We start from the raw sequence: 306 nt of genomic DNA, 5'->3' as shown, positions 1-306 counted from the left end.
CTCAACAAGGTCGACCAGGTCGACGACGAGGAGCTGCTTGAGCTCGTCGAGCTCGAGGTTCGCGAGCTCCTGTCGATGTACGAATACCCGGGCGACGACATCCCGATCGTCAAGGGTTCGGCTCTCGCGGCTCTCGAAGACTCCAACAAGGTGATCGGCGAGGACGCCGTCCGCGCGCTGATGGCCGCTGTCGACGAGTACATCCCGACGCCTGAGCGTCCGATCAACATGCCGTTCCTGATGCCGATCGAGGACGTGTTCTCGATCTCGGGCCGTGGCACCGTCGTCACCGGCCGCGTCGAGCGC

General features: G+C 64.4%; 1 protein-coding gene. It reads left to right on the top strand.

Annotated features, from left to right (window positions below):
• Window positions 1–306 (top strand): GTP-binding protein (locus tag ACZLZY_RS24995; protein ID WP_496253616.1); only part of this gene is annotated, 306 nt, incomplete at both ends.

Source organism: Mesocryomonas lacus (assembly GCF_055730135.2).
The sequence above is the reverse complement of the archived record's forward strand: the minus strand, read 5'-3'. Positions and strand labels throughout refer to the sequence as shown.